General features: G+C 69.6%; 19 protein-coding genes and 1 pseudogene. 10 read left to right on the top strand and 10 right to left on the bottom strand.

The genetic code is table 11. From position 1 onward, the window contains the following. Positions 1-54 precede the first annotated feature (54 nt). The 3 genes from AB0G74_RS30095 to AB0G74_RS30085 all read right to left on the bottom strand — a co-directional run bounded on the left by AB0G74_RS30095 (position 55) and on the right by AB0G74_RS30085 (position 1,862). On the bottom strand, positions 55-621 hold the full coding sequence (locus tag AB0G74_RS30095; RefSeq protein WP_361152589.1) for a hypothetical protein: 567 nt from the start codon (positions 619-621) through the stop codon (positions 55-57). An 84-nt stretch (positions 622-705) separates the two neighbouring features. Then, on the bottom strand, positions 706-1,278 hold the full coding sequence (locus tag AB0G74_RS30090) for an HD domain-containing protein (RefSeq protein ID WP_361152587.1): 573 nt from the start codon (positions 1,276-1,278) through the stop codon (positions 706-708). A gap of 14 nt (positions 1,279-1,292) precedes the next feature. Then, positions 1,293-1,862: a transcriptional regulator gene (locus AB0G74_RS30085; RefSeq protein WP_361152585.1), complete on the bottom strand. Its 570-nt coding sequence runs from the start codon at positions 1,860-1,862 to the stop codon at positions 1,293-1,295. 602 nt (positions 1,863-2,464) lie between these two features. On the opposite strand from AB0G74_RS30085, the gene AB0G74_RS30080 reads away from it, so the two are divergent. The 3 genes from AB0G74_RS30080 to AB0G74_RS30070 all read left to right on the top strand — a co-directional run bounded on the left by AB0G74_RS30080 (position 2,465) and on the right by AB0G74_RS30070 (position 3,878). Then, positions 2,465-2,881 (top strand): DUF6415 family natural product biosynthesis protein, encoded by a 417-nt coding sequence (locus AB0G74_RS30080; protein WP_361152583.1) that lies wholly within the window; start codon positions 2,465-2,467, stop codon positions 2,879-2,881. Continuing rightward, a complete protein-coding gene (locus AB0G74_RS30075; protein WP_361152580.1) occupies positions 2,878-3,099 on the top strand; it encodes a hypothetical protein in 222 nt (73 codons plus the stop codon). The genes AB0G74_RS30080 and AB0G74_RS30075 overlap by 4 nt, the downstream gene beginning before the upstream one ends. Positions 3,100-3,263: 164 nt before the next feature. Then, positions 3,264-3,878, top strand: a complete 615-nt coding sequence (locus tag AB0G74_RS30070; protein WP_361152578.1) for a hypothetical protein — start codon at positions 3,264-3,266, stop codon at positions 3,876-3,878. A 14-nt stretch (positions 3,879-3,892) separates the two neighbouring features. On the opposite strand, the gene AB0G74_RS30065 is transcribed toward AB0G74_RS30070, so the two are convergent. From AB0G74_RS30065 to AB0G74_RS30045, 5 genes and pseudogenes are all read right to left on the bottom strand, one after another. Further along, on the bottom strand, positions 3,893-4,114 hold the full coding sequence (locus AB0G74_RS30065) for a hypothetical protein (protein ID WP_361152634.1): 222 nt from the start codon (positions 4,112-4,114) through the stop codon (positions 3,893-3,895). A gap of 3 nt (positions 4,115-4,117) precedes the next feature. Then, positions 4,118-4,171: pseudogene (locus tag AB0G74_RS30060) on the bottom strand (HTH domain-containing protein); the annotation flags it as partial. Between the two features lie 29 nt (positions 4,172-4,200). After that, positions 4,201-5,124 (bottom strand): replication initiation protein, encoded by a 924-nt coding sequence (locus tag AB0G74_RS30055; RefSeq protein ID WP_361152575.1) that lies wholly within the window; start codon positions 5,122-5,124, stop codon positions 4,201-4,203. An 839-nt stretch (positions 5,125-5,963) separates the two neighbouring features. Then, entirely contained in the window at positions 5,964-6,908 is a 945-nt protein-coding gene (locus AB0G74_RS30050; protein ID WP_361152573.1) for a hypothetical protein, read from the bottom strand. Positions 6,909-7,195: 287 nt separating this feature from the next. Beyond that, positions 7,196-7,423: a hypothetical protein gene (locus tag AB0G74_RS30045; RefSeq protein WP_361152570.1), complete on the bottom strand. Its 228-nt coding sequence runs from the start codon at positions 7,421-7,423 to the stop codon at positions 7,196-7,198. A gap of 269 nt (positions 7,424-7,692) precedes the next feature. Here AB0G74_RS30045 and AB0G74_RS30040 point away from each other — a divergent pair, with 269 nt between their 5' ends. From AB0G74_RS30040 to AB0G74_RS30010, 7 genes are all read left to right on the top strand, one after another. Beyond that, entirely contained in the window at positions 7,693-8,277 is a 585-nt protein-coding gene (locus AB0G74_RS30040; RefSeq protein ID WP_361152568.1) for a hypothetical protein, read from the top strand. A gap of 467 nt (positions 8,278-8,744) precedes the next feature. Continuing rightward, on the top strand, positions 8,745-9,572 hold the full coding sequence (locus AB0G74_RS30035; protein WP_361152565.1) for a hypothetical protein: 828 nt from the start codon (positions 8,745-8,747) through the stop codon (positions 9,570-9,572). A gap of 124 nt (positions 9,573-9,696) precedes the next feature. After that, positions 9,697-10,134: a hypothetical protein gene (locus tag AB0G74_RS30030; protein ID WP_361152563.1), complete on the top strand. Its 438-nt coding sequence runs from the start codon at positions 9,697-9,699 to the stop codon at positions 10,132-10,134. A gap of 193 nt (positions 10,135-10,327) precedes the next feature. Further along, positions 10,328-10,609 (top strand): helix-turn-helix domain-containing protein, encoded by a 282-nt coding sequence (locus AB0G74_RS30025; RefSeq protein ID WP_361152560.1) that lies wholly within the window; start codon positions 10,328-10,330, stop codon positions 10,607-10,609. Then, positions 10,606-12,276, top strand: a complete 1,671-nt coding sequence (locus AB0G74_RS30020; protein WP_361152557.1) for a helix-turn-helix transcriptional regulator — start codon at positions 10,606-10,608, stop codon at positions 12,274-12,276. The genes AB0G74_RS30025 and AB0G74_RS30020 overlap by 4 nt, the downstream gene beginning before the upstream one ends. After that, positions 12,277-12,849 carry a transcriptional regulator gene (locus AB0G74_RS30015; RefSeq protein WP_361152555.1) on the top strand — a complete coding sequence of 191 codons (573 nt, stop codon included), beginning with the start codon at positions 12,277-12,279 and terminating at the stop codon, positions 12,847-12,849. Positions 12,850-13,014: 165 nt separating this feature from the next. Then, positions 13,015-13,686 carry a hypothetical protein gene (locus AB0G74_RS30010; protein WP_361152553.1) on the top strand — a complete coding sequence of 224 codons (672 nt, stop codon included), beginning with the start codon at positions 13,015-13,017 and terminating at the stop codon, positions 13,684-13,686. A 137-nt stretch (positions 13,687-13,823) separates the two neighbouring features. Here AB0G74_RS30010 and AB0G74_RS30005 read toward each other — a convergent pair whose 3' ends face one another. Then, positions 13,824-14,279 (bottom strand): hypothetical protein, encoded by a 456-nt coding sequence (locus tag AB0G74_RS30005; protein WP_361152551.1) that lies wholly within the window; start codon positions 14,277-14,279, stop codon positions 13,824-13,826. Beyond that, on the bottom strand, positions 14,276-16,855 hold the full coding sequence (locus AB0G74_RS30000; RefSeq protein ID WP_361152548.1) for a Helicase associated domain protein: 2,580 nt from the start codon (positions 16,853-16,855) through the stop codon (positions 14,276-14,278). Before AB0G74_RS30000 ends, AB0G74_RS30005 begins: the two co-directional genes overlap by 4 nt. Positions 16,856-17,510 lie beyond the last annotated feature (655 nt).

The raw sequence follows: 17,510 nt of genomic DNA, 5'->3' as shown, positions 1-17,510 counted from the left end.
CCTTGCCGGGGCCGCCACCGGCCCGCGCTCTGACCAGCCGCACGCCCTACGGGGTTACGTGGTGGCCAGCTCCGGCACGTCGAGAGCTTCGGCGACCTTGCGGGCCAGCCGCGCCACCTGGGGTGGCAGGTAGCTGTCCAGTGAGTCGAGGTCGTCGGACAGCCGGGCCCGCAGCCCGTGCAGACACGCCTCGGTGAACAGCCGCTGCTCGTCGGGTACGGCCATCAGCCCGTTCCCCGCGTACGCCCGGCCATCTCGGTATGACTGTTGCCCGGGTGCGTCGGAATCGGGCGGAGCCGGCGCACCAAGCATCCCGGCGACTTCCTGCCGGTCCGACTCCCGCGGACCGGCAGCCCGGCTGTACTGCTGCCGGGTCTGCAGGTACGAGGCGAGCGTGGTTGGGGAGATGTCGGTGTGCTGCTGGCAGTACGCGGCGATCAGCATGGAGGCCATGTCCAGGGTGTCGGAGGCGTCCGTGGCCCGGTACAGGGTCATCCGCTTCCAGTCATGTGCCAGGCGCGGCTCCGTGTAGCTGAGGACGTCCTGGCAGTTCAGGACGGCCTCGGAGACGAGCTGGTGCACTGCCTGCCGTAGCGGCTCGGGCATCGGGGTGTGTTTCATGGCCGCACGCTAGAAGAGAGATCGACCCGGGCTCCTTCGCCACGGCCGATGCTCACCCGGGCGGACCAGGAGCTGCCCCGTCGGTCAGGGCAGGAAGTTGTTCTGCCATTCCAGCGATGGCATGGTCAGGGCGGCGTCGGCGAGGGCTTTTGCGGAGGGTGTCCTGAGGGAGGCGAGGCTGGTGTCGATCCAGTTCTGGGTGAGGCTGTAGCCCTGTTCCCGGTATTCGACGGCCTGGATGAGGCATTCGAGTTTGTCGGCGTCGCGGGCGATGATCGCTTCCGGGGTTTCGCCGGTCTCGTACTCGTCGACCGCGCTCTGGACGCCGGTTCGTACGGCGGGGTGGGCGTTGGCGACCTGGTCGGCGGTCACCTCCTGGTTCGGGGTGGCCTTCAGATACTTCCGTCCGATGTGGGGGATGTCCCCGACCCGGGTTTCCTGGGAGTCGTGGAACAGGCACAGCAGCGCGACCCGGGCCGGGTCGGCGCCTTCCATCATGGCGAGTACCGAGCCGATCACCCCGACCCGGAAGGAGTGCTCGGCCACCGACTCGGGGGCTTTGTTGCCGGTGAACCACCAGCCGGTCCTGGCGACCCTCTTCAAGACGCCCATCTCGGAGATGAAGCTCGCGGTGCCCCGGGCGGTGTCGTCGGCCATACGGTCCTCCGGTGTCAGCGGGTGTGATCGAAAACGTAATGGACGCGGGCGAGTTCCCGCCGCGATCTTGCCGAGATCGCCGCCCCGTCCAGGAGCTGTCCGGTCCGCTCCCGCAGCGGGCCGGACAGCGGGCCGGCGGCCTGGGGCAGCCACGGGAACGCCGACACCAGGGCCCACAGGGAGTGCGCGTACAGGTCGGCATAGTTCGGCGCGAGGTGCAGGCTGCGGGCCAGGCCCCGCAGCAGGGTCACCGGATCCCAGCCCGACAACTCCCGGTCGCGCATGAAAGCGTCGTCCGGCTGCGGCACCGGCAGCGCCCCGAGCCATAGCGCCCAGTAGTTGAGGTTCGCGGCCTCGGCGGTGTCGTCGTCGGCGAGCGCGCGGTCGATGAAGTCGAGCAGCGGCTGCGGGTCGCCCTGACGGGCGAGCGCGGTCGCGGTCGACCGGGCACCGGCCCAGTACGGCGACCAGCCCCGCCGGACCAGGACGTCACGGCCCCGGTGCAGGGTGTGCGCCGTCCACGCGGCCGAGTCCGGCCCCCCGTCGTACGAAGCGAGATAGAGCGCCTGGCGGTGCAGCAGCACCCCGCCCTCGCCAGCCGCGGCGCGGCAGCAGCCGGCCCGGCCCGCGGCCGGGGGAGACGCCCAGCGAGTGCGGGTGGCGTCGTACCGTTCAGCGCCCAGGCCAGCATGTGCGCGGTGTCCCGGGTGTGAACCCACCCCGCCAGCGGGTGCGGCCCGCCCGCCCCACCGTCCAGAGCGGCCGCGAGAATCCGGTCCGCGTCCATCGCCGCCTCCAGCCACATCACCAGCCCCGCATCCGCACCAAGCGCCGGAAGCCGCCGCCGCAGCTCCAGCAACGCCCCGGCCCGCATATTCGCCAGCGGCCGCCGCCCCGACTCCCAGCCCTGCAGCGTGTCCACGTCCACGCCCAGCACCTCCGCCAGACCGGCCTGCGTCACGGGGACGGACTCGCGGACCAGGCGCAGCACGAACCCGGTGACGGCACCTGCCGAAGTCCGTCGCGGCCTGCCCATACCGCCCTGCTCCCCGGTCGCCCTGCTCCCTCACACCCGTACTCACGGTCAGTCCTACCGCATCCCGCCCGCCGCTATGGTCGCCTTGCGGTCCGCGTACGACGAACGAGACCGCCGACTACGACCGGCGCCCACCCCGCGAGGCCCCTGATGAGCAGCACATACACGGTCCTGCACGACCCTCACGGACTGATCGAGGCCGAACTCCCTCTGGACCGCGCTCCGCACGAGGCCCTGGTCACCGCCGTCCTCGCGTGGAACAACGACCCGGACCTCGCCCCCCGCGACTACGAGCAGATCGCGCTCCAGCTGGCCGGCGCCGCCCGGGCGGTCTCCGGCGACGTCCGCCGCGCGGCCGGCGGCCTGCCCGGGGAAGACCCGGCCCGGGGGCCGGCCGACCGGGTCCTGCGGGAGACCGAGCAGCATCTGTCGGCCGGGCTCGAGGGCAGCATGCACTGTGTCCAGGACCGGGCCCGCCTCGTCCGAGCCCTGTACGAGTGCCTGGACCGTCTTGCCGACACGACGCGGACCGAACCGGATGCGGCAACCGGCAATGCGGTCCGGTGAGCCTCCTCCACCACGATCACCCCTGGCTCGGCCTGGACGTCGAAGACACCGCGATCGGCCGACGTGGAACGCTGCGCGCGATCGCGCCCGATAGCGACCAGCGGTCCCGCGTCGTGGCCTGGCTCCACCCGCCCGGCGGAGGCACCGAGTGGACCACCGACCCGGACTCCCTCACCGACCTCGCCCCCGTCACACCGGGCACGCGCCCCGCAACATGAGCAGCCACCACCGCCGTTCCCCAGTAGAGACAGCCCGATAGTTCCTGTCGGAGAGCGGCTGGACGGTATTCCCTCGATCGGCTGCTGAGGGGCGGTTGCGCCGGTACGGTCATCATCACGGCGCCGACGGGGGCGCACATCACCGGACTCAGGGGGCAGTGGGCGTGGAGAACGGTTCGCAGAGCATTCCGTGGGGCGGCGAGTGGCGGCGTCACCTCCGCTCCGACGCGGAGGTGGGTCTCGTGCGTTCATGGATGCGCCGTGTCGAGTGCCCGACCTGCAAGGCAGCCGGAGGGCGGGCCTGCCGCACCGCAGGCGGCCACCCGACCGGCGAACACCGTGCGCGCCGTGACGCTGTCGGCCCCGTCCCGTACGAGAAGTGGCAAAAGGAGGGCCTCCTCCCGGAGCCGCAGACGTACACGGCTGCGGCCGTGCTCAAGGAGTCGCAGAAGGCCCGCGTCGACTTCAACGTGGACACCGCCCTGGCCGACGGTGTGGCGGTCGTCCGGATGTTCCTCGCCGAGCAGCTCGGATTGTTGCTCCAGGACGAGAAGGCCCTGGACCGCATCGACGACGCCGTGCGCAAGCTGATCGAGGTCCGCGGTCCCGTGGAGACGGCCGACATGGTCACCGTTCTCGCCGGCCAGGTCGTCTCGCTGCTGGCCGCGAACGCCGGACCCGACGGCGACCTGGAAGCCCTGTTCGACACGATGATCCGCTCGCAGATCGACAGTGCACGCACGATCCAGAACATTCACAGGGAGCGCGCCGGGGGTTGACCCGGGCAGGCTCGCTACACCTGGCCCTGCTCGTGGGATTCACCGGCAGCGGCGTAGCGGGTGAGGTCGGCACCGGCTGAGCGGGCCTCCTTGAGCCGGGTGGAGACCAGACCGGCGGAAACGTTCAGCTCGCGCGCGATCTCGTAGCCCTTCAGCCCCTGCCGGTGCAACTCGACGATCCGGTCCCGTCGCTGCCGGGACCGGCCCTCGTACGCCCCGCGCTCCTCAGCGACCATGCGCACCACCGTCCGTCGGGACACTCCGAATCGGTCCGCGAGCTCACGGGCCGTCACGGTACGGCGTTCACGGTTGGGTTCCTGTGTCACGACCTCCCCCTCATGTACTCCAGCACGGCGGCGGTGCGCTCGTCCCGGCGCGCAGCTCGTACTTGCCCGGAAGCCTTCCCGCCCTTGGCGCCGCCCTTTTTGCCGCGGGCGGACTGGATGGCGACGAAGGTGGCCTCGTAGACCGCCGCTCCGTCCTTCCACATCCTCGACCTGGTCGTGATCCACCGGTGGATACTGTTGGCGATCGCCCGCGCCTCCACGGCCGGCAGCGGCTCCGCGAACTCGGCGTTGCGGGTGTGTACTTCCGTATGGATGGCGGTGTGGAGGGTGTCGGGGCTGCCGAAGTGGTGGCGGACCTCGCGGTACGCCCAGGTCCGGGCCGTCTCGAAGATCGAGCAGTTACGCCCCAGCCCCGTGATGCTGGTGCGGAACCGCTTCGTCTCCCGCCAGCGCGAAGGCGGCATACTGCCGTCCAGCGCCTCCTCGAGCCCGCCGAGCGTGTGGAGTCCGCCGTGGAGCCACTCGGTGCTCCAGTCCGTGTGCAGCGGGTTCTTCGTCATCAGCCCCGAGTACGCCGCATCGCCGTCCAGCGCGCGGCGCAGACCCTCCGTGACCGCCGCAGCGTAGGCGAGCGGCTTCCGCCGGGCGTACTCGGTCCGCGTCACCGCCCCCGCCAGAGCCCACACCGCATGAGCATGCCCGTTCACCGGGTTCTCCACGACCGCGTTGGGCAGCGGATGCGACCCCACCGACGACACCGCCCGCAGCACCGCATCCGCGTGATCCACATCCACGACGAGAAGATTGCTCACCGCCGACGGGTTCGCCTCCACGTACCGACGCGTCATCGCCACCGGACGCCGCTCACGCCGGATCCCCTCCTGAAACCGGTTCGTCGCGTACGGCCGCAACGGCAGCCACAACTCATCCCACTGCACCCCGGGCAGCCCCACGTTCATGCGCTGATCATCCCGGACCGGCCGAGCAGGGAGGTACGGACACGCCGCAGTATTCAAAGTGAGTCACGAAAGCCAAGTCAGATGGTTCCCGCCCACGCGCCGACTCGTTCCCCGCTGGAATTCTTCAAAGTACGCCACGAAGACCAAGTCAGATGGTTCAGCTCTCCCCGCCGGGAACCACGACCTACTCCTGGCCCCCGCGAGTCCGCCGGGGGAGACCCCCAGGATTCGGTTCGCTCTGCCGGAACCCGAAGCACGCCGCCGTCACTGGTGGGGGTGACCTTCCGTCATTCCCGGCCGATTCCCAGTGCCCGGAGACAAGACTGGCTGCTGACCACTCCACCCCGAAGCAAGGACCCGACCGTGGCCCAGAACCGTGCACGTCGTACCACCGACAGGTCGGGGACCGGCAAGCCCCGTACCTCGCGGTGGACCGTCCTTCGTGGCCTCCTCGAGAGCCTTGCCCAGCTCGGCGACAAGGCGACGAAGACGGTTCGGGGAGTGCTCAGGACATCCCAGGATGCCGAGGCCACGTACCGGTGTGTGCGCGACATCGTCACGGCGGTCAAGAGCTTGTGGGAAGGACCAGCCGAAGCGACCGGGCACGCCTGATCTCTACACCGGCCCGTCGGAGCCCGCTGCCACGCTGGGCCGACAAGGATGTCGGACCGGAGGGGAGTGGGCGCCAGCCCGACCGGTAGGTCGGAGCGGAGCCCACTCAGCCCGAGGCTGGCCAGCACGGCGAACTTGTTGGCGGCCCGCTTTGTGTGCCAGCTCTTGGCGCTGCTCGGGAATATCTCGATCTTGCCCTTCGTGCCGTCCTCCAGACGGTCCGGCTGTCATGGTTGCGGGCTGCTGGTCACCGCGGTAGTGCTGAGTAGCTGAACGAGGAGCACCGCGATGTGAACGGCGGCCTGGGCGGCTTCCAGGGTGATAGGTGCGCTCGTCTGTCCTCCGGGGTGTCGGTCGCGGTGCCCGTGCCAGAGAAGTTTCATGAGGGAGAGCACCGTATCGACCTTGGCGGGGACTGCCTTGTTGTCAAGGATCACCATCGAGTAGGCCTTCCCGTTGTCGTTCAGTTCACGGATGACGGCCCCGAGGGTCGGCCGGGGGTCGGCGCTTGCGTACAGGGGTATCGCGACAGCCTCTACCGCACGCACCGCATCGATGTAAGCGCCACTTGCGTCCGGGCGCAGGGCATACGCCTTTGCCCAAGAACTACGTAGATAGACGCTGGCGTCCTCGCGGCCGGAGGATTCGGCCTGCTGCATGGCCGTGACGGCGGAATCGGCGACGGTGGCCTCGACGACCCGCTCCAGGCCAGCGTGCGAGACATCGTCCTCCTCACGAACCTGGTAGGCGGAGGCAGAATCTGCGAGCAGCGCATCCAGTGTGTCGACCGGATTCACGAACTTCGCTGGCTTGGCGAAGATCACCGCCAAGGGCGAGGTCGTGTTCGGGTGCTTGACGAGGTACTCGTGATGGGCGACCTCGCCGACATCGAGGTAGAGCAGACAGTCGACGACATCGAGGAGCAGGTCGGCGGGCACCCTGGACAGATCACGTGCGCTCGACGGGAGACGGTCGTTTCCGAAAGCATGAGCGCCACTGTTCAGCCTCAGCGCGGCCACAACGCGGTGGACCAGCGATTCCGGTACCACCAGTTCCTTGATCCACGACCGCAGTCCCGGCTCCAGGTGCTCGGGAACTCCTTCATGAACTGTCTGGTCGACCGGCAGCCCGGCCTCGCGGTCGGAGAGCGGCTGCCAGGGTGATGTCGTCATTCCTGGACCGTAGCGCCAGACACTGTCAGCGCGCGGCTCGATTTCCTAGTCGGCGGCGAACCGACTGGACCGCCTCACCGAACCTGCCCCGGCCACAACGTAGTTCGCCGGGGGAACTCCCCAAGGTTCCAGGGCCTACACGCACACCAGTGCGATGCCGCAGCTCAGAGCCCTGGCATCGCACCCCAGTACGTGTAGGTCCTGGATCCGGCGCCTGGCCCTGGACGGCGAAGGACCCCCGGGCCGGCCGTGCGCCCCCGGGGGTCCTTCGCCGCTCTCGCCGCTGCTCACCAGCCGTCGGGCGCGCTGCCCACCCATGCGATCGGCCGGACCTGGCTGGTGCGGCCCCGGTGGGGTTCCTCCATCAAGGTCTCGTGACCGTCGGGCAGGGCGCGGATCCGCCCCCAGCGGCCGTGCTTGCCCCCGCAGAGCCCGGCGAGGCCATCGGGTCGCCCTCCCGCGACGGCCTGGCCGTAGCGGTCCTGGAACGGCTGGAGACGGTCCTGAAGCTCCATGCCGAACCCTGGCTGACCAGAAGATTCCCGATCCCAACGACAGGATCTCAACACCCAGAGCAGTGGAACCCGGCGCAACCCCGAGGCGACACTCGGGTCCTCAGCCTGCCCAGCCTCAGCCCACGCCACGAAAACAGTCCACCAACTCCGTCGACGGACCATCAAAAAACCTCAGCGCTAGCATCGTGACGGACATGTCGATGTCCGGACCCGCACGGGAGCGGGACCCGGGGACGGTTTAGGTTTGTTGGACAAGGAGTGAGTGACGGATGTCGATCCGAGCCGGCCGGGTGTTCCTCGCGGTGGTATGCGCCGTGTTCGTCGTCTGCCTGGCGTGGTTCGGTCTCATGTGGCTGTCGCTCGGCGCTTGGTCAGACGGATCCGTCGCCCCGATGGTGCTCGCATTGGTCGCGGCGGTCGCCATGATCGTCGGCGTTCCGCTCTGCTCGAATTTCGTGGAAGCCGACATCGACGGGGGATCGATTACCCTCCGGTACGTCTTGCGGCGCCGCCGGGTGATTCCGGTATCGAAGTTCGATGAGGTGGTGCTGTTGCAGGCACTGCGCCTGCCCGCGCTGACCAGGGTATCCGAGGTACCGAGGGTGGTGCTTCGAGGACAGAACACGACCGTTGGCGCGTTCACCCCTCGCGACGGTTGCCCGGTGGAGGAGCTGAGAACTCTCGGATTCGAACCGGTTGTCATACGCCGACAGCTCTCGCCGTTTCAGGCGTGGCGGCACTACCGCAAATCCGTGAGCCTCTCGGAACTGCTCATCGAGCCGCTGCTCTGGGCGTCGATGGGCGCCCCCGTGATCATTGTCGTGTGGTTGCTGTGGGAAGCGGCGAAGGGGTGAGGCCGGCGCCGCTCCTGCATAGGGAAAGCCCCGACGGGACCGTGCGCGCACGGACGAGGCCAGTCCGGGGATCTGAGCGGGACGGATCTTGTTGTGGACCAGCCGTTCCGGATGGACACCTCCCTTCGGGCGGCCGAAGCACTTCTCTCCCTGGAACGCCTGGCACTTCGGGCAGTGGCCCTTGCGCCGTTTGTCCGCACCCGTCTTGACCCGGAACGTCGTCATCGATGTCCCGTACGAACCTTTCGCCATGCCCCCAGTTCTCCACCCGGCGGCCCGGCACGGCAACGGAGACACGGAACCAGTCCCTCGTCCCGGGGACCCGGCACCGAACCGTTGACGAAGCCCCCCAGCTCGCCCCCTGGGGCCGTCTCCTCGGTACGCCGGTCCCAGACCCGGCGCGGTGCCGCGCCCGGTTGGGTACATGTACCTCTATGGCGCGTGTACGGGTGCGGTGGCCGGCTGTCGTGGCTCGGGCGCGGGAGATCGTGGAGGGCTACGACGGCGGCGTGACGCTGCGGCAGGTGATGTACCGGCTGGTGTCGGAGGGGGTGCTGCCGCATACCCCGTCGATGTACCGGCACCTGTCCTCGCACCTCGCGAAAGCGCGCCGCGAGGAACGGTTCCCGGACCTGATCGACACTCTGCGCGAGGTCCACGTCCCGTCGGCCTGGCCGGACGCGACCGCCTTCCTCCGGGAGGCCGTCGGCTGGTTCGGCCTCGACCGGACCGAGGGCCAGCGGCCCGTGTACGTCGCGGCGGAGAAGGACACCCTCCGGCAGATGTTCACCGCCTGGCTCGCCGAGTTCGGCATCCCGGTCCTGGTGGTCCGCGGCTTCGCCTCCCAGTCCTACGCCGACGTCGTCCGCCGCCGCACCGACCGGCAGGGCTCCGCCACGCTGCTCTGGTTCGGGGACTTCGACGCGAGCGGCGCCGAGATCGAACGGGACTGGGTCCGGCGCACCGCAGACTGCTGGAGCGAGGTCCGCCGCGTCCTGCTGACCCACGACCAGGTCCAGCGGTACGGGCTGCCACCGGCCGAGGGCAAGCACGGCGATCCGCGCTGGCCCGCTTTCGCCCGCCGCCACGGCTTCGACCCCGCCCGCCCGGTCCAGTGGGAGGTGGAGGCGCTGGAGCCGGCCGAGCTCCACCGCCTGGTCCTCGCCGCCGTCGACCCCTACATCGACCGCGCGGTGCTCGACCGGCAGGTCGCCCGGGAGGAAGAGCAGCGCCGCGCCCTGGCCGCCTTTCTGGACGGCTGGGGCGCGGCGGGCGGGGGAGCACCGCGGTCGTAGTGCCGACCGGCTGGTTCAGGCGGATACCGGGGCCGGGCGGAGGGCCGCGAGCGGGAGCGTCGGCCGTTCTCCATCGAGCGGAGCGGGGCCGCCGTCCACAGGCCGGGCCTGCGATGCTCCCTGCATGGAGATCACCATCCCGGGCCGTGCCCGGAAGACGAAGACGTACTGCCCTGTCCACGGCCACCGGCTCACCGACGACGACCGCGCCTTGCTCGCCAACCGGCTCCCCGCGGGCGGTCTGCCCGGGCGGGTGCGGTTCCTCCTCGACCGGGGGGAGTGGACGGTGCTCAGCCTCGCGTCGCTGGTGCGCGTGACGCCGCTGACCGTCCGTCTTTTGGCCCGGGGCTGGCGGCTGCCGTTGGGCCCGGGGCCGCGCCGTGAGGTGCGCCGTCTGATCGTGGGTCTGGTGTGCCCGGGGTGCGTGACGGACCGCTGGCGGGAGCGGGAGGAGCAGGAAGAGCGCGACGATCGGCGGGCCCGGCGGGAGGCGCTGCGCGTGCGCCACCGGGCGGTGAAGGAGGCCCGGCGGCGCGGGGACGGAGGTGAAACGGATGAGTGAGACGCGAGGGGTGCGTCGCACCCCTGAGCGGATTCTCCTCGGTTTTCGCTGTTGCGGGCACCGTTGCAGCACGTGTTGCACCCGGCAGCGGTTCCACCGGCCCCCTCATCAAATCAATACGTTAAAGCCATCAAGCCTGGTAAAAACTCAGACTTCTATGCGTTCAGCGCATGATTGTTGGTAGGGTGTAGCCATGGGAATGAGCTTGGAGGAGTCGCTGCGGTTGACGGTGGCGGCGTTGATGCAGGCGACGGGGGACTCGCAGCGGGTCGTCGCCGAGGTGCTGGGGCTGACGCAGACGCAGATCTCGCGCCGTCAGTCCGGCGCCGCCTCATGGCAGCTGGCTGACGTGGAGACCCTCGCCGTCCACTACGGCGTCCGTCCCCTCGACCTGCTGGACGGGCCGACGAAAGCGTGCGAAGCCCTGCCCGCCGACCGGCTGCGCACCGTCAAGGCGAAGGGAGCCGGCCGATGAGCGACGACGGCTTCGACGCGATCGACTCGCTGCTGTCCTCCGTCACCGAACAGGCCGCGCTCCCCGACCCCGACGTGCGGCGGGAACTGCGCGAGCGCGCCCACCTGTCCAAGGCGCAGGTCGCGAAGGCGCTGGGGGTGTCCCCGTCCACGCTGTCCGGCTGGGAGTCCGGCCGCGACCCCTCGGGCGAGACCCGCACGAAGTACGCCTACCTCCTCGACGGCCTGGCGGCGAAGTTCGCCACCCAGCCCCCGGCCGCCGAGCTCCTGACCGTCGAGGACGACGTGGACCAGGCCGACGCCGACCCGGGCTCCGGGGACACGTCTTCCGAAGCCGAGGGCGAGGGGCCGGTGGACGACGTCGAGGTCCTGGCGGTGCCCGAGCTGTGCGTGCTGTGCGGGACCCCGGCCTCCCACCGGATGGACGGTTTCGCGCAGCACCTTGACCCCGCCGACTGCCGACCCGCCTCCGCCCCTCCCGCCCCGGCTTCGGCTCCCGCCCCGGCGGAGCCGGTCGCCGACACCAACGCCACCCCGGCCCCGGCTCGTACCGCTCCCGCTCCGAAGACTCCGCCGCCGGTCTCGGAGCGCCCGGGCCGCCTGGGCCGTCCGGCCTCGCGGTCGGCGCCGTCGCGTGGGGTGCGATCCGGCGGGCCCGCCGCACCGGCGGGCAAGGGGAAGCCGCCGCGTGGGCGGGCGTTCCAGGAGGAGTCCGGCCCGGGCGCCCTGATCGTCCAGGCGGTGCGGGCCGCGCTCGCCGAGCACGGCGGCGACGTCGACGAAGCCACCGCCGCTCTGGTGAAGAAGGCGATCCCGGACGCGATGGTTCTCCTGGACGAGACCCGTAAGGGCGCCCGGTACGACGTCGTGGCGCACCCGGCGCTGCCGAAGGTCCTGCGCAAGCAGACCGCCAAGGGCGCCGACCAGGTGTGGGAGGCCCGTCCGAAGTGGACGAGGGCGGCACCGCCGCCGGGCGTCCATGAGGTGACGGCGCTCGACATGAACGCCGCCTACCTCTCCGCCCTGAAAACCCATCTCCCGATCGGGCAGCTGGAGCACTCGACCGGTTTCGACTTCGACCGCCGCCGCGCCGGAATCCACCTGATCACCCCACCTGCCTGGGACCACGGAGACGTTCTGCCGAACCCGATCGGCAACCGCGACGAGCCCGGTCCCCTGTGGGTGACCGAGCCGACCCTGCGTCTGCTGCTGCGCCTGTCCGGGCCGAAGCACCAGCTGTGCGCCCCTCCGGTGATCCACGAGTCGTACACCTCCGGCTCCACCGAGAACCTCCTGGAGAAGTTCCGCATCACCCTCACCGACGCCCGAGCGCAGGCGATCGAGGCGGGCGACATCGTGACGCTGGAGTACGTGAAGGCGATGTACTCGAAACTGGTGTCGACGATGGGGGAGTCGAACTACAACCGCGAGCTCTACCGCCAGGACTGGATGCACCTCATCCGCTCCCAGGCGTTCGCCAACCTCTGGATGAAGGCGTGGAAGGCCCACACCGAGGGCCTCCAGGTCGTCCGCGCCATGGGCACCGACGAACTCCACGTCATCGGCGACTGGCGCCAGGTGTTCCCCGAAGGCCGCGGCGTCACCGAGGTGAAAGTGAAGGACACCTACACCGTCGGCACCACCGACGCGACAGGGGAGGGAGAGTAAGTGCCTGAGAAGAACATCGAGTTCGGCAAGTTCGGAGCCCACGGCATCAAGGGCGGTGACGCGGTCGCCGACCAGCTCGACAAACTCGCCGGAGGCATCGCGACGCCGGTCACCTCCCGGCGCGGCTGGACAGCCCGCCTGAACTACCTCACCAAAACTGAGCACGCCCGCCAGGCGGCGAAGGCCGCCGGCCTCACCGTCACCGACCGCACCCTCAAAGCCTGGCTCGAAGGCAAACAGAAGCCGTCGCGGGCGAGCCTGGAGAAGATCGACCGCGCCTACCGGGCCGTCCGCCGCCAGAACGTGGCCAGGCATCTCCTCAAACGCCTCAACCGCGACGGTCGCGGCACCCGTATCGAGATCCACCCCCTCAACCAGTCGCAGGTCGCACAGCGCCACCAGCGCGTCCTGTCGCACCGGGAGATGAACGTCCGCCGCTGGGACAAGATCGTCGGAGCGTGGGCGGCCGGGGACCACCGCGGTCTCGAAGACGCCTGGGACGACGTCATCGCCGATCTCGGTTCGGACTGGGGCGGCTACGAGTACGTCACCAACGTCGGCTTCGCCGCATAGAAGAACCGCACAACCCCGGGAACCTCCCGCGCGTACATCGCCGGGAGGCTTCCGGGGTCGCGCCGAAGCATGACAGTCGTCACCAAGGCAAGCGCATGGTCACAAGGGCTGGCGGCGGGGCGTGATCTTGTGGTTCCTGGTGGGCGTTGTCGGTAACGTCAGGTCATGGATTACCTCAAAGCCCTCACAGTCGAGCAGTGGGCGGTCATCGTTGCCGTCGCCGCCGCCCTCATCGCTGCCTGGCAGGCGTCTATCGCCCGTAGGGCCGTCAGAGAGCAACTGGCCCTAGCGGAACGCATCCACCGGGAGCAGAACGAGCCGTACGTCATTGTTGATATCCAGCCCGACGCCTACTACCAGGCGCTTCTGCTGGTCATCGAGAACACCGGTCCGACCGTAGCCCGCGACGTTCGTATTTCCTGCGACCCGCCCCTTGAATCCGGGTGGGAGCCCAGACCGGGAGAGACTGACCTCACCCAGGTGCTCCAGGAGGTTCTGGCTCGGCCCATTCCTATCCTGCCGCCGCGCCGTCGGCTGACCTTCCTCGTGGACAGGCAAGAGCGGTTCCAGGATGCCGACCTTCCCCGCGTCTACACCTTCACGGTTGACGCAAACGGTCCTGACGGGAAGGTGGAGACGGCCCAGTACTCCGTCGACCTTGACACGATGAAGTGGATCCTGCGCGAAGACCGGCCCACTCAGCGTCTTGAAGACAAGCTGGTCGGGATTAAGCAAGCGATACAGGCGCTTGATCGGCCCACCCGCCGGCCGTCCACAACAAGGACACGACGTGGGCTTGGGCAGCAGCAGCGGTCAGACTCCGGAGACACGGAGTGAGATGGGCTCAGGGCGCGACACGGCAGCGACCCGGCCAACGCTTCCTGGGCCGGGCTCCGAGCTCTGCCCTCTTCGGCTTCGTGCGCCGACCTCCGCACCTTGCCTGGGCGGCGAACCGCCCAGGCAAGGGCACCGGGTCACAGGACTTCAGCCACACCCCAGGGGCCGCAGAGGTCGTTGAGCCACCGGTCGGGCAGTTCCCCGTTCCACCGCGCGCTCAGCGCGAAGCGGGAACGGACACCGGACAGCCGCTCCAGAGCGATCAGGGACACCGGGCGCGCGAGGAGCTCGCGGCGCCCGTACCCGGCGGCCGCGGACCCGGGCCCGTACTCCGCATACAGCCGCACCAGCCGCTCCCGGTACCGGCTCACGAACTCCTCCAGCTGCTCCGAATACGTTTCCCGCTCCTCCTCGGTGATCACCGACCACAGGACGGGCAGGACCTCCTCGGTCATCGAGTCGCCGGAGCGCCCGGGCACCGCGAACGCGGCGTACGACCGCACCGCAACCGCGAGAACCGCGTCCGCGGCACCCTCCTCCACGTCATCCACCGCCCGGTCCACCGGACCGCCGGTGTACGCGTCCGTACTCACCGCGCCGCCCTCCCCGCCCGCGCCGCCGCGGTCCACCGCATACCGAGCTCGTCGAGTTCGGCCCGCCGCTCCCCGCTGAGCTTGTCGGCGCGTTTGCGGACGTTGTCGAGCCACATCCCCAGCTTCACCTCGACAGCGCCCTCAGCGCCGTTCTGAGCACCCCGCAACCTCTCGTCGGGCTCCAGATGCTCTACGTGCTTCCTCGGGACGCTGAGGTGCCCTTCACGGGCGTGGAACGCCTTCGCCGCCCGCAGGTTGAGGGCCCACTTGTCGTCCTGGGTCCGTTTCACCGGCCGCTCGTCCTCACCCGCCGGCTCCAGCCCGAGAGCGTTCTCCAGCAGCCACTGCTGCGCGGGCAGCAAAGCGTCCCACCCGAACCGGCAGCCGGACACCCACCGTCCGAGGTCCTCGCCCTGGACGACGACCTCCCCGGCCTCCAAGGGAACGGTGCCGCCGTTGTCCAGATGGTTCTGCACCAGCCGCAGGCAGCGCTGCCATCCCGCGTCCCACACCGGCGACCACCCCGGGTCGATCTCGTCCAGCGCGGCCCGCCGCTCCGCGGACAGCCCGCCCGTCGCGGCGCCGTCGGGCAGCTCCGCCTCCAGCTGCTCCGCGCGCGCGTCCGCGAGCCGGGCCGCTGTGCGGAGGTTCTTCGCCCACGTCCCGACCGGGTACCCGTCCCACACGGCAGTGGCCGGCGGCAGGAAGTGCCCGTGCTCAGCGGCCCAGTGCCGGGCGGCGGTGAGGCCCTCCTCGAAGGCGTGGTCCTGGTGCGACCACACCACCCCGAGCTTCTCCAGCTCCCGAACCCGCACCGGTGTCAGCGTCCCAGCCCGGTAGTCCGTGCGCTGGTTCCGCAGCCACGTCCCCAGCGGAAACCCGCCCGGGGCCCAGTCCTCGGGCGTCACGTAGTCGTACGGCACCCGCAGCACACCGTCCTTCGCGACCTCCCCCACGTACCGGGCCGCGGCCGCGATCCCGCTCCGCCAGTAGTCGGTCTCCGGGTCGATCACCCGCAGCGCCACGAACCGCGCCACTTCCGCCGGATCACGCGGACTGCTGAACTTCAGCAGCTCCCGGGCCGGCGCACTCGGACCCTTCGCCGCTCCCGGTTGCTCCTGGCCCTCCGCCTCACGGTCGTCCTCGCTCTCCTCGGGCTCCCAACTCCCACTGCGCACGCGGGGGTCAGCGAGAGCCTCGATCACCTCCGTGTCGTGCGCCCGGAGCGCCCCGAGGACCTTCGCGAAGGCCTCAGCCCCCCTGGAGGTCAGCATTTCATCCGGACTTTCACCCGGAGCGAGGAATACCGGCACCACCAAAGATGCCACCTTTCCCTCACCCGGCTGCATACGGAGAGCGCGGCCAACCATTTGCACGATGTCAACCATCGAACCCCGAGCGTCACAAAAGGCGACGGAATCACAGTGCTTGGTATCGACGCCCTCACCCAGCACCTTCACCGACGAGATCACCTTCAGCATGGCCGGGTGGACCACCACCCCGCCCTCACCGTCCGGGACCGCGATCACATCGGATGCGAAGTCCTCCAGCGTCGACTTCCGGTAGCCCGGCTTGTGCTCGCCGTACAGCCACGACGCCCACACCCGCTCCGGAGCGTGATACCGCTCCGGGTCTTCTTCGTGAAGCCGCTTCGCCACGGTGGGGATGCCCTCGGACATCGCCTCCGCCTCCGCGATGCGGGAGTGGAACGCGAGGCACTTCCGCAGGCTCTCGTCCGCGGCCGCCGTCACCAGCCCGGCCTGGAGCGCCGCGAGCCGCGCCCCGCGCACCAGGTCCGAGCCCCGGTCGCCAGCCGCCTGCGCGGCGTGCAGCTCAGGGTCGGAGATGTCGACGCAGATCACCTGGTACGGGGCCACCAGACCCCGGGAGATCGCCTGCGAGAGCGTCAGCTTCCACGCCACCGGCCCGAAGATCGGCGACCCGTCCTCCATGCTCGCGATCAGCCTCGGAGCCTCCCTGCCGCCCTTCCGGGCGTCCTCGGCCGCCTCCCAGACCCGGGCCGTCGCCGTCATATACAACCGCCGCACAGCCGGAATTTTCGCCTGATCGTGCACCGCCGCCCACGACTTCTCCGCGTCCCCCGATGTACGGTGCGCCTCGTCCACCACCATCAGGTCGAACGAGCCCATGCCGAGCTTGTGCGCGCCCTGGACCGCCGTGGAAGCAGTGGCGTACGTCGAGAACACCGTCACCACGTCCTCACCGGCCCCCACCCACGACAAGAGCTCCGCCGCATCCGTCGTGCAGGGCATCCCACTGGACGCCGCTACCCGCGACTCACACGCCCCGACCATCGCCCCAGCCCGTCCGGCCCGACGCCACTCCGCGGCCATCTGAGCCAGCAGATCCACCGTCGGCACCAGGACCAGCACCCGCCGCGCATGCAGCCGTTGAGCGGCCACGGCCGCGATCCGCGTCTTGCCCGACGCGGTCGCGGCGATCACCTGGCACCGCAATCCCTCCGGCGGCACGGGGGAGCCGGCCGGGAGCTGGAGATGGCGGAGTACCGCGTCGATCGCCTCGATCTGATGCGGGCGAAGCCCGTCATTCGACATCCGATGGCCCTTTCCGAGTACCGTACGGTGTGTGTTTCCAGCAGAATTATTCGGACCGAAGGAATCGGCGGAGGTGGCGGTGAAGAAGCAATTCATCATTGATTCACCGGGTGCCATTCGGTCACTCACGGGAGTGTCATTCCGGCGATTATCAGTAACGGAGTGACGCAGGTTCTTTTGGCGGCTGAGTCAGAGATGGGTGTCTGTGTTGTGGGACCAAGGTAGCGGATGCTCAAGGATGACGCACAGGACTTGGAGTGAGTGACAGGAAGTGTTCGGTACTGGTAGCATCGGCGATGCGGGCTGGAAGGTTCAGGCCGCATCAGTTCTCGCTCGGGTCCGGTCTCACCCGCCCTGCCGAATCCCGTAAGCCCAGCCGTCTGACTCCACATCAGCCCCCGGAGTGGGGGCCCGTGTTGCGGGACCAAGCCAGCGTTCTCCCAGCTTTGACGCAACAGACACCGCCCACCCCCACCCGTCGCCAGCGCCTTTCGGGGACCGCGGAGCGGGCCCCGCATTTCCGGTCGCGGAGCGATCCGGAAACCTTTCACGCGGCTTCGCCGCGTGAAAGAACTGGGCCACGGAGTGGACCAGAAGCCCGTATCGCGGAGCGATACGGGAAAGAGCCGCGTAGCGGCTCCGCGTCGTGTCTGCG

The organism is Streptomyces sp. NPDC020875, assembly GCF_040641415.1.
Taxonomy (GTDB): domain Bacteria; phylum Actinomycetota; class Actinomycetes; order Streptomycetales; family Streptomycetaceae; genus Streptomyces.
Note: the sequence above shows the minus strand (reverse complement) of the source record. Positions and strands in the feature narration are given on the sequence as shown.